This window comes from Limosilactobacillus caccae (genome assembly GCF_900156885.1).
Lineage (GTDB): Bacteria > Bacillota > Bacilli > Lactobacillales > Lactobacillaceae > Limosilactobacillus > Limosilactobacillus caccae.
The window spans coordinates 262,245-273,976 of the sequence record NZ_FTOY01000008.1; the positions used below are offsets into that span (position 1 = coordinate 262,245).

12 protein-coding genes are annotated in these 11,732 nt (G+C 48.2%); all 12 read left to right on the forward strand.

Features of this window, described 5'->3' with window-relative positions; genetic code table 11:
- Positions 1-15: 15 nt before the first annotated feature.
- The 12 genes from CZ502_RS02250 (at position 16) to CZ502_RS02305 (ending at position 11,251) form a co-directional block, all read left to right on the forward strand.
- Entirely contained in the window at positions 16-1,521 is a 1,506-nt protein-coding gene (locus CZ502_RS02250) for a UxaA family hydrolase (protein WP_076459483.1), read from the forward strand.
- A 171-nt stretch (positions 1,522-1,692) separates the two neighbouring features.
- Positions 1,693-2,526, forward strand: coding sequence for a histidine phosphatase family protein (locus tag CZ502_RS02255; RefSeq protein ID WP_076459484.1), 834 nt, complete (start codon positions 1,693-1,695; stop codon positions 2,524-2,526).
- A gap of 469 nt (positions 2,527-2,995) precedes the next feature.
- Entirely contained in the window at positions 2,996-4,201 is a 1,206-nt protein-coding gene (locus tag CZ502_RS02260; protein ID WP_076459485.1) for an MFS transporter, read from the forward strand.
- Position 4,202: 1 nt separating this feature from the next.
- The gene (locus CZ502_RS02265; RefSeq protein ID WP_076459486.1) at positions 4,203-5,084 is read left to right on the forward strand and encodes a shikimate dehydrogenase; all 882 of its coding nucleotides are present in this window, start codon (positions 4,203-4,205) and stop codon (positions 5,082-5,084) included.
- Complete coding sequence (aroD, locus tag CZ502_RS02270) at positions 5,084-5,839, forward strand: type I 3-dehydroquinate dehydratase (RefSeq protein WP_076459487.1); 756 nt, start codon at positions 5,084-5,086, stop codon at positions 5,837-5,839. Before CZ502_RS02265 ends, aroD begins: the two co-directional genes overlap by 1 nt.
- A 12-nt stretch (positions 5,840-5,851) precedes the next feature.
- Positions 5,852-6,136, forward strand: a complete 285-nt coding sequence (locus CZ502_RS02275) for a chorismate mutase (RefSeq protein WP_076459488.1) — start codon at positions 5,852-5,854, stop codon at positions 6,134-6,136.
- Entirely contained in the window at positions 6,133-7,299 is a 1,167-nt protein-coding gene (gene aroC / locus CZ502_RS02280; RefSeq protein WP_076459489.1) for a chorismate synthase, read from the forward strand. The genes CZ502_RS02275 and aroC overlap by 4 nt, the downstream gene beginning before the upstream one ends.
- A gap of 1 nt (position 7,300) precedes the next feature.
- The gene (locus tag CZ502_RS02285; protein ID WP_076459490.1) at positions 7,301-7,822 is read left to right on the forward strand and encodes a hypothetical protein; all 522 of its coding nucleotides are present in this window, start codon (positions 7,301-7,303) and stop codon (positions 7,820-7,822) included.
- 1 nt (position 7,823) lies between these two features.
- Positions 7,824-9,119, forward strand: a complete 1,296-nt coding sequence (aroA, locus tag CZ502_RS02290; protein WP_076459491.1) for a 3-phosphoshikimate 1-carboxyvinyltransferase — start codon at positions 7,824-7,826, stop codon at positions 9,117-9,119.
- Positions 9,116-10,192 (forward strand): prephenate dehydrogenase, encoded by a 1,077-nt coding sequence (locus tag CZ502_RS02295; protein WP_076459492.1) that lies wholly within the window; start codon positions 9,116-9,118, stop codon positions 10,190-10,192. Before aroA ends, CZ502_RS02295 begins: the two co-directional genes overlap by 4 nt.
- Positions 10,193-10,197: 5 nt before the next feature.
- Complete coding sequence (locus CZ502_RS02300; RefSeq protein WP_076459493.1) at positions 10,198-10,701, forward strand: shikimate kinase; 504 nt, start codon at positions 10,198-10,200, stop codon at positions 10,699-10,701.
- Positions 10,702-10,759: 58 nt separating this feature from the next.
- On the forward strand, positions 10,760-11,251 hold the full coding sequence (locus CZ502_RS02305; protein WP_076459494.1) for a lipocalin/fatty acid-binding family protein: 492 nt from the start codon (positions 10,760-10,762) through the stop codon (positions 11,249-11,251).
- Positions 11,252-11,732: the final 481 nt, after the last annotated feature.

Below are 11,732 nucleotides of genomic sequence, written 5' to 3' on the forward strand. Positions count from 1 at the left end.
AAGGAGTTATGAATAATGAATAATTTCATTATTTTAGACGAACATGATTCCGTAGCAGTGGCATTACAAGATCTGCCGAAAGGGACGGTCTTAAAGACAACGAACCACGGCGATGTTACCACCACCGAGGATATTACCCGCGGTCACAAGATCGCCTTAGAAGATATTAAGGAGGGCGCCGATGTGATCAAGTACGGTTACCCAATCGGTCACGCCACCCAAGATATCAAGCGGGGGGAACATGTTCACATTCACAATATTGCTACCAACCTTTCGGGCGAATTAAAGTACCACTATGACTCGATTAAAGTTACCAACAAAGTAGCGAAGGATGACCGTCACTTTATGGGCTACAAGCGGCCAAATGGGAAGGTCGGGATCAGAAATGACCTCTACATTATCCCGGTCGTGGGCTCAGTTAGTGAATTGCTTGACCCACTGGTTACACAGTTTAAAGCCCTGCACCCCGACAACGGGAATTTTGACAACATTGTGCCCCTTAAGCACACTTACGGGATTGAGACGTCTCAGGATAACTACGAACACGCGCGCAAGATCCTCCTTGACGCGGCATTACAACCCAATGCCGGCGCTGTTTTGATCTGTGGCCTGGGCTGTGCGGATGACGATGAGTTAGCCCGGATGAAAGAGATGCTAACAGGAGCAACTGGTTCGCTTGATACCGATCGGATTAAGTTCTTATCATCTGCTGATAGTGATGATGAGCTTACTGATGGCTTAGCGATGCTTGAGGAACTCAATGCGGCGGTTAAGGATGACCAACGGACGCCGCAACCATTGAGTGAATTGAAGATTGGGCTAAAGTGTGGTGGCTCTGATGGTTTATCAGGGGTTACTGCTAACCCATTGCTCGGTCGGCTGTCTGACTTTGTTGCTGCCCAGGGCGGGACAACGGTGTTATCAGAAGTTCCAGAAATGTTTGGGGCAGAAACAATCCTGATGTCGCGGGCGAAGGATGAAGCGACCTTTGACAAGACTGTTGACTTGATTAACAATTTCAAGGAGTACTTCGAACGGTTCCACCAACCAATTTACGAAAATCCTTCTCCTGGTAACAAGGCCGGGGGGATCTCAACCCTTGAAGATAAGTCCCTTGGGTGTACGCAAAAGTCAGGAACATCGGCGGTTAATGATGTTTTGAAATACGGTGATAAGATTAAGACGAAGGGCTTGAACTTATTGCAGGCACCAGGGAATGACCTCGTTTCATCATCAGCGGAAGCATCGGCGGATTGTCAGATGGTCCTCTTCACTACTGGTCGGGGGACACCATTTGCCACCTATGTTCCAACGGTGAAGGTATCATCGAATTCATACATCGCTAACCTCAAGCCACGCTGGATTGACTTTGATGCAGGCCAATTGATGAACGAATCAATGAATGACTTGGCTGCCAAGTTTATCCAGTACATCATTGATGTGGCAAGCGGTAAGAAGACGAATAATGAAAAATACGATGTCCACGGAATCGCAATTTTCAAGACCGGAGTAACAAATTAAAGTTTGACTATTAATTGGATAATGGGAAAAGCTGGGGTATCCCCGGCTTTTTTAGTTACTTCCCATTAATGTTAATGAAAGCGATCACAAATAACTATTGAACACGCTTTCTTGCCTGTGTATAATAAAAATGCTGCTGAATAGGTTTTGAAAGAAATTGAGGAATAATTGATGAAGATTAAAAAATTTACAGTAATGTGTGCAGTTTTTTCCGGCCTTTTAGTTGGTAGTACCGCGACCGCTGTTGTTCCAGCGACCGCCTCTGCTGCTGATAAAGACCAAGTTACCATTTACCTCACTCGCCATGGGGAGACGACTGGTAATGTGATGCAACGGGTTCAGGGTTCCAGCGACTTCCCACTGACGAAGAACGGGATTAAGGTTGCTAATGACCTGGGCTACGGCTTAAAGGGGATTAAGTTCAAACACGCATACACTGGTAACTTAACTCGTCAAGAAGTCACTGCAGAACATGCGCTTAAGTACTCTGGCAATAAGGATACCAAGATCACGACGACGCCGAAGCTCCGCGAAGGTGGCTACGGTAGTTTTGAAGGGGACAGCATTGAAGCTGACAACCAAAAGATTGCTAATGTATACGGCTATTCTGATGGTAAGCAATTCCAGGAACAGACTGGGAAGGACTACTGGAACCGTCTCCAGGATGCCTACCACACTCTTGATAAGCAAAACTCTGAAAATACTAAGTTAGCCAAGAGCGACCGGGCAGAAAGTTCAAAGCAAGTGCAAAACCGGATGAATTCAGAATTGCTTCACATCGCCAAGACCACCCAAAAGCAAGGTGGCGGGAATGTTCTGGTTGTTAGTTCCGGAATGTCAATCAACGAATATCTTTCGACAATTAGTGACAAGTACGAAGGGAAGCCAATGCAAAACGCCGCAGTGACAAAGCTCGTTTACAAGAACGGCAAGCTTCATGTCCAGGGGCCGATTGGTACCTTGCACTATGTCAACAAGGGACAAAAGATCGCCGACGGCAAATAATTTAGCAGCGAACTGACGGATATTCAGCAGCAGGTTAATTAGAAATTATTGAGGATATCTTTTTTGGTGTCCACTAAAAGAGTAGCTTGACCGCTAACGGGAAGGCTACTTTTTATTTTTAAATCTAAATTAAAACTTGACAACTTAAAATGAGAATGTTTTAATAATTGCAACAAGTATTGAAAGGAAGAAGAAACAATGACATTATCAACATTAAATAACGTTAAGAACTTCTATTATAACTTTGCTTACTTTATTTAGCGTCCGTGCGACTGCGTGCGGACGGGGGCGTTCGCACCAGGAGCAAGGTTTGTTTAATGTTGACTTTGCTAGGTGCATCAATCTAGCAAAGCGTTTATTTGTTCTATACTTTCTAAAACCTCCTCAAGAATTTTAGAAAACGCCAACTAGGTTGAGAAATGTCTCAGTTTAGTTGGCGCTTTTTTATTAGATTTTAAGGAGAAAAAAGATGGAACTAGCAGTAACAGAAAACAACGTTAATAAAAAACACTTGTCGTTAAGCCTCTACCTTAATTACCTGATCCATGGCTTCGGAATCATTATCCTTGCGCAAAACATGGTTGACCTTGCTGGCGGCTGGCAGGTGCCAATCAAGACGGTTTCCTTTGTTATCTCAGGGATCGGGATTGGCCGCCTGCTGGCTTACTTGATTACCGGTGCCCTTGCCGACCTTTTTAGCCGGAAATTATTCGTTTACATCGGGATGGTTGCTTACCTTATCTTTGCGCTTGGGATGGTGATGACCCGCAGTGTGCCGGTTGCCTACTGCCTGGCGATTCTTGCCGGGATTGCTAATTCTGCCCTGGATGCGGGGACCTACACCACCCTGGTTGAGATGAACGATGGTAAGGGTTACGACACAGTCTTGATCAAGGGATTTGTCTCGATTGGTGAGTTTATCTTACCGTTAATCGTTGCGGTCCTTGCCGCGCGGAACTGGTGGTTTGGTTGGTCATTCATTGCGATGGCCGGGCTGATTGTCGTCAACTTAGTCAACATGACGACCGTTAAATTCCCCCAGCTTAGTCAGCGGGTTAACCAGGGCAAAACCGTTGCTGATGACACGGGGCACTACTCGCTAAGACGGGGTATCCAAACAGCAATCCTCCTATTATACGGTTACAGCTCGATGGCATTGATGATCTGGTTCACCCAGTGGATCACGTTATTTGCCCAGCAGAGTTTGCACTACGGCAATGTGGCAGCCCATACCTTGATGTCTTTATACAGCATTGGCTCGCTAGTCGGGGTGGTGACCCTCTTTATCATGTTAAAACGCGCAGTTAGTGAAATGAAATTACTGGTAAGCCTAAATGTTATTGCGGTCGCGGCACTTGCTGCAATCGTCTTCGCTGGACAAAACCTGCTTGTTGCTAATATCGCTAGCCTCATCTTCGGCTTTAGCGCCGCGAGCGGGGTAATGCAGACGGGGTTGACGGTCTTTATGAACTTGTACCCCCAACACCGGGGAATGGTTACCGGGGCATTCTACTTTTTCGGAAGCATTGCTTCATTTACCGTCCCACTGATTACCGGGTTCTTATCCGCGATTAGTATTCAGTTAGCATTTTCAATGAACCTAGTGGTCGGCGTTAGCGGAATTATCTTGATGGTTGCTTTAGCAGTTTTACAACAGACAAAAGGAGAAGATTAAGATGGAACGAATTGATGGACACACGATTTTAATTGGTTTGATGGCGCACCCGATCCGGCATTCAATGTCACCAACAATGCATAATAATGCCTTTGCCAAACTGGGCTTAAACTTTGCTTACCTGGCATTTGAAATTGATTGCGACCGCCTGGCAGCCGGGGTTGAAGCAATCCGGACATTAGATATGCGGGGGGCCAATATTTCAATGCCGAACAAGCAAAAGATCCTACCATTACTCGACCAGCTTTCACCAGCAGCAAAGTTAGCGGGGGCGGTAAATACGGTTGTAAATGACCACGGGGTACTTACCGGCTACACAACCGATGGGACCGGCTTTATGAAAGCACTTGAGGATGAGGGCTTGGATATCCGGGGAAAGAAGATGGTGCTGACCGGTGCCGGTGGGGCCGGGACACCAATTGCGATCCAGGCCGCGTTAGACGGCGTTGCAGAGATTGCAATCTTTAACAACCAGGATAGTCACTGGGAGCAGGCAAAGAAAAACGTCGCAATTATTAATGAACAGACGAACGGTCACGCGAGCCTGCATCGCTTAGAGGACCAGGCTGACTTTAAACAGGAGCTAGCGACAGCTGATATTTACTGTGATGCAACGGGGGTGGGGATGAAGCCGCTGGAGGATAAAACCCTGGTTGAAGACCCCTCATGGTTCCATCAGGACATGATTGTGTTCGACACGGTCTACGCGCCACGGACAACCAAGTTAATGAAGGTGGCTAAAGCGGCGAACGTGAAGCATGTTTTAAACGGCCTGGGGATGATGCTTGAGCAGGGGGCCGAAGCATTCAAATTATGGACTGGCAAGGAGATGCCGGTGGAATACATCCGCCAGTTACTCTTTGCTGATGAGGAGGAGCGCTAATGGCAGAAGTTAAAGTAAATGGTTTAACGATTGGCACGGGGATGCCGAAGATTGCTGCGCCAGTAGTTGGGACAAATAAGGAAGAAATCTTGGCTGCTGTCCGCCAAGTATGTGCCAGCCCGGTTGACCTGCTAGAATGGCGGGTTGACTTCTTTGACCAGCTAACAAGCCCCACCGCGGTTGCTGAACTTGGCCTCGCAATTAAAAGGATCATTGCAAACAGGCCGTTACTAATTACCCTGCGGACGAGTGCCGAGGGTGGTCAGCAACCGATTAGCAGCGAAAGCTACCAAGAAGTGTACCAGCGGGTAATTGAAGCTTGTGCGGCTGATATCATCGACCTTGAGGTGGCCCGCGACCAGCAGCTAATCACGGCACTGACAGAGAAGGCCCATGAAAATGGGATCAAGGTAATCATGAGCAGCCATGACTTTACGAAAACACCGGCTGCCACTGAACTACTGGCCCGGCTCGGCAAGATGACCGCCTTAAATGCGGATATTGTCAAGTTTGCGGTCATGCCCCACAACCGTGATGACCTGTTGACGATTTTGACGGTAAATGCGCATTATGCGGCCCTGCCAGGGAGCAAGTCGATTATTGCAATCGGGATGGGCCGGCTCGGGAAGATTATTCGGGTTGGTGGTGAAACATTTGGCTCCTGCATTAGCTTTGGTAGTGTCGGCCAGTCATCGGCACCCGGGCAAGTGGAAGTTCACCAGCTTCACGAAATATTGACGGAATTGCACCAGTAGGAGGCGGCGACAATGAGCAATCAATTAGCGACAGCACGGGACGAAATCAACGCGATTGACCAGCAGTTAGTCCAGCTATTAGAAAGACGCTTCAAGGCGGTGGTGAAGGTGAATGCTTACAAGCGAAGCCATCAGCTACCAGTCCTTGATAGTAAGCGAGAAAGCCAAGTGTTAGCAAGGGTCGCGGAGTCGGTGGGTGACCAGCAACTGACAAGTTATCTACAGGCAATCTTTACGGAAATCATGCACCAGTCCCGAAAATACCAGGAACAGCAGAGAAAGGAAGAAGAAAAATGAACTACATTACTGCCGGTGAATCCCACGGCCCACAACTTACCGGGATTTTAGAAGGAATCCCCGCGGGGCTCCACCTTGATATTGAACAAATCAATGCTGCTCTGGCGGCGCGCCAGGGTGGGTACGGTCGTGGCAACCGCCAACAGATAGAACATGACCAGGTCGAAATTGTTGGTGGCCTTCGTCACGGTGTCACCCTCGGTTCCCCCTTGGCGTTAGTGGTGAAAAATCGCGATCACGCGCACTGGGCGGAAATTATGAACCCCACAAGCCCCGCCACCCCGGAAAACTCGGTGCGGCGGGTTGAACATCCCCGCCCCGGTCACGCGGACTTAGTCGGGGGGATGAAGTACCACCACCGCGACCTCCGCAATGTCTTAGAACGGTCATCGGCCCGGGAAACGGCGATGCGGGTCGCGATTGGTAATATTTGTGAGCAACTGTTGGCCGCGTTGGATATCAAGCTGGTCGGCTACGTTCAACGTGTAGGGGCAATCTCAATTGATGAACCAGTAACGACAACGGTTGATGAAATTAAGCAGGCAATTGCTTGCAATGACTTACGGATCATTGACCAGCAACGCGTCACCGCAATTCATGACTTGATCGACCAGACGAAAAAGGCCGGGGATAGTCTTGGCGGCATTATCCGGGTGGTTGTGGAAAATGTTCCAGCGGGGCTAGGCAGCTACATTAGCTGGGATACCAAGTTTGATGCGCAATTAGCCGGGGCCGTAATGGGCGTGAATGCAATTAAGGGGGTTAGCTTTGGCGATGGCTTTGCGGATACGAAGGTCCCGGGGAGCAAGGTGATGGATCAGATAGACTATCAAGCAGAAAAGGGCTTTACCCGTTTGAGTAACCACCTGGGCGGTTTTGAAGGCGGGATGACTAACGGAATGCCGATTGTCATCAACGCGGCAATGAAGCCAATCCCGACCCTTTACAAGCCCTTGCAAACAGTGGATATCAACACTAAGAAACCGTTAAAAGCAAACGTGGAACGGTCTGATACGACGGCAATTGTCCCCGCATCAATCGTAGTCGAAAACGTGGTCGCAATCGAGCTCGCCAAGAAGATTACCGCAACCTTTGAATCAGCTAACATGGACCGTTTGAAGGACGAAGTTACCCGCTACCGGCAAGCCTTGGCTGCTTTTTAAAATGCGACTACACACCCTTGGCCCACGTCAAACTGATAGTTATGCGGCCGCAAAGGAGTACCTTGCAAAACAAAAGAATGCCGGTGAAATTATTTTGCACCGCTCCTTTGCGGAAATTTACGGTCACTTAGCATCGCTTAGGGGTGACTACATGATTGTTCCCGCTGCCTATCAGAATAATGACCAGGAAGGTTGGGGCCAGCTCCACTACCGCTATTTTTCACAGCTAGAACTAGTAGACGGCATCGTGACAACACTAAGCCCACTGGTGTTATGCGAAAAAGACGCGCGTGAAGAGATTGCCTATACCCATCCAGCGACAGTGGAATTAATTAGGCAGTATTGTGGTGAAAATACACTTGTCCGGCTAAGCTCAAGCAAGGTGGATGCCTACCACGACTTCTTGGTCGACGGTCGTTACGTCATCACCAGTAAGAAACTCATTAAGCCAGCTGATAATGTAACGATTATTAAAAGCTTTAATACCCGGATGCTCTGGGCGATTTATCAGATAGGAGGATAATATGAAAACACTACATCCTGTAACGAAGGGGCTCCACGGCCGCCTCATCGTCCCCGGTGATAAGAGTATTTCTCACCGGGCAGTAATGATTGGCGCACTGAGTGACGGGCCCACCGAGATTAGTCATTTTTTAACGGGGGATGATTGCGAATCGACAATCAACGCATTTCGGGCGCTCGGCGTTCAGATTGAACAAGATGGTGAACGGGTCCTAGTACATGGCAAGGGGATATCAGGGCTGAAAAAGCCGACCCACCCGTTAGCGATGGGAAATTCAGGAACGACCACCCGGTTGATGATGGGGATCCTTGCCGGGACGAACTTCACCAGCGAACTAATCGGTGACCAATCGCTACAACGGCGGCCGATGGAACGGGTCAGCATCCCCTTGCAAATGTTCGGTGGGGAAGTGGTGTTAAGCCCCCACGGAACCCTCCCAGCAAAGGTGATTGGTCATCAGCTCCACCACGCTAACTACCAGATGACGGTTGCCAGTGCGCAGGTAAAGAGTGCCCTGATCTTCGCTGCCCTACAAGCGGACGGCCCATCGACGATTATTGAGAAATTACCGACGCGTGACCACACCGAAATCATGCTGCGACAGTTTGGCGCTGATATTAAGACGGTTGACCACCAGAGGATAATTGTGAGACCACAGCCACATTTGCGGGGGCAAGCAGTAGAAGTGCCGGGGGATGTTTCTTCCGCCGCGTTTTTCCTTGTCGCAGGCGCGATTATTCCTCATTCCGACATCACCCTGGAGCATGTCAACCTTAACCCTACGCGGACGGGGATTATTCGGGTCTTACAAAAGATGGGCGCTAGGATTGTGGTTGAAGAAGTGCCGTCAGCCGGTGAACCATTGGGCAATATTCGAATTATGACAAGTGAGTTGTCACCGATTGAGATTGGTGCTGCAGATATTCCATCCGTGATTGATGAGCTACCCCTAGTTGCCCTGCTGGCAGCGTGTGCAGGAGGGCAAAGCAAGATCACGGGGGCACAGGAATTACGGGTGAAGGAAACTGACCGGATTAAGACGGTGGTCACCGAGCTACGGAAATTTGGGGTTACTGTCACTGAACTTGCGGATGGAATGATCATTGAAGGTCGCCAGGAATGGGCGGAAGAAACGGTGAAGTTGGATAGCTATGGTGACCACCGAATTGGGATGATGGACGTTATTGCTTCATTAAAGGCTCATCAGGAAATGCTACTAGCGAATGACCAGGCCATCAATGTTTCATACCCAGGCTTTTTTGCTGATTTATCTTTATTAGGAGGAAAAACAAAATGACGACGGTGTTTATCAAGGGACTGGGCCTTATCGGTAGCTCACTCGCCCGGGCAATAAAAAGGGTCCACCCCTCTTACAAGATCATGGCGAGTGACATTGATTCGGCGGCGATTGAATATGCGTTAGCAAATGAGTTGATTGATGAGGGCGTCACGGGCTTTCACGGGGTGAACCAAGCTGACTTTATTATTCTCGCCAGCCCGGTTTCGCAAATAATTACAGACATTACGGCCCTGGCAAAGGAGCAATTAAAAGCGGGCGTGATTGTCACCGACGTCGGGAGCACCAAGGCGACGATCATGGCGGCAGCAAAGCAGCTTGCAAGCAACAAAGTTACCTTTATCGGTGGTCACCCGATGGCCGGGTCGCATAAGTCGGGAGTTGCCGCCGGAAAAGCGGACTTGATTGAGAATGCATACTACTTTTTAATTCCGTTGGTAGACGGTAAGGGGGTTGCGGCGATAAAAGACCTGTTAGCTGGGACGGGGGCTAAGTGGTTACTTACCAATGCCAGCAAGCATGACTTGATCGTTACCCAGATAAGCGACCTCCCCCACGTAATTGCTGCTGCATTGGTTAATAACACTGAAGATGTGTTTGCAGCGGACCCCCTTGGGATGCGGGTAGCGGCCGGGGGATTCAAGTCCGTCACGAGAATTGCGGCATCTAATCCCGTCATGTGGAGTGCCATTATGCTGAACAACCAACGCTTAATCACTGCCCACCTTCAAAGCTACATTGATGACTTAGCGCGGATTAAGGCACTAATTGCAGCGGGAGATAAGCAGGCCATCCACCAATTCTTTACGCGGGCGAAGGCTGGGCGGGAGAGTTTGAACGCGACAACGAGAGCGCCATTTTACGACCTCTTCCTTAATATCCCTGACCGCCCGGGTGAAATTGCCCGGGTGACCCACGTAGTTGCCGCGGCTGGAATCTCGCTAGTCAACCTGCAAATCTTAGAAGTTCGCGAAGACATTAACGGGATTTTGCAGCTTGTCTTTGCTCGCGAGGATGAACGGGAGCGAGCTGCCACAGTATTAAAGAAGGACTACGAAATTGTGACGAGGTGAGATAAATGAAGTTAATTTTAATTGGGTTTATGGCTAGTGGAAAGACATCCGTAAGCCACTTCTTGCACCAGAAACTAGGCTTGCCGCTGTTAGACCTTGACCAGGAAATCGAACGACGAACAGGCCAGACAATCCCCAAAATTTTTGCGACTGGTGGTGAGGAGCAGTTCCGTCAGATCGAACACCAAACGCTCAGCCAGGTTGCTGCTTTCCCTGGGATCTTGGCAACGGGCGGCGGAACGCCATTGCGCGTCGATAACCAGCAGATTTTAGCAGCGACTGCAGCACCAGTGGTGTTACTTAAGGCAAGTCCGGAAGTAACGTATGCCCGCTTGCGGAGACAAACAGGGCGGCCACTAGCAGATAATTTGACAATCGACGGGATTAGTCAGCTGCAAGAACAACGTCAGGCAGCATACGATCGCTGTGCTGATATAACGATTAATACGGATGACTTAGCAGTGACGGAAATTGCTAAGCAAATTATGCCATTAATTCACTTGCCCTGAGATTGTGTTAGACTAGAGGAGTTAAGCCGCACCTAATTGATAAACTGAGGTGGAAAACGTGGAAAAGGTAAAACAAAAACGTCATCTAAGCTTGATTATCTTTTTAGTCGTCTTAATCGGCTTATTGGTTGTCCTGGGGATGAATGTTAAGCAGTTTAGTCAAAAACAATTAAACCCAGTTGTTGAAACGAGCAAGAAGGCCGCACAACAATCTTCGGCAACGAGGAGTGACGTGGAAGCGATCGTCGGGGCATACCGTGATGATGAAGATGGTGCCGCAATTGTCTTGAATGAAGACGGAACTGGGCGGTATGTATATGCGGATAAGCATAATCCCGATACTGATGATCAGCTGACGTGGAAAAAGGATGGCGACCAGTATCAAATTGATTTGCGCGATAAGGATGTTGTCAATCCACTGACTGCTAAGCTAACAGGTAAGCAGTTGGTGATTAGCGGTAATGGTGGTTGGAACACGGAAAGTTTCCAGCAGGTTGCCGGTCAGTTAGACTTAACTACCTTTCTTCGCCAGCAGCATGGTGAAAAATAATTTTAGTTTTTTAAAATTTACTCTTGCATGAAGGGGAGGAGGTATGTATAATTTATATCTGTTGTCACCACAGAGTTTCAACTAGACCAATTTTAACTTTCGTATCATTGAACAATTTTGTTCATCAGTGATAGAGATGAATGAACGTTCATGAGCGATGAATTGTGATGGCTGATGTAACGGTGCTGATGGTAATTAATTAAAAATTATTGTTGACATCAAGTTGACGACATGATATTATAATAAAGTTGCTGATTGAGTTATCGATCAAAAGAAATTCTGAATTAATTAAAATTTCTTCTTGACAAACCAATCAACGTTATGATAAAATATAAATGTTGATTGGCTGCTTAGTTAGCCAACAAGGTAGACCTTTGAAAACTGAACAAAGTTTCGACGAATCAAATGTGTAGGGTCTTCAATCATTTATGATTTGAAGCAAAACATTTGCGAAGTCAATTCGCTTAATAATTAATTTATT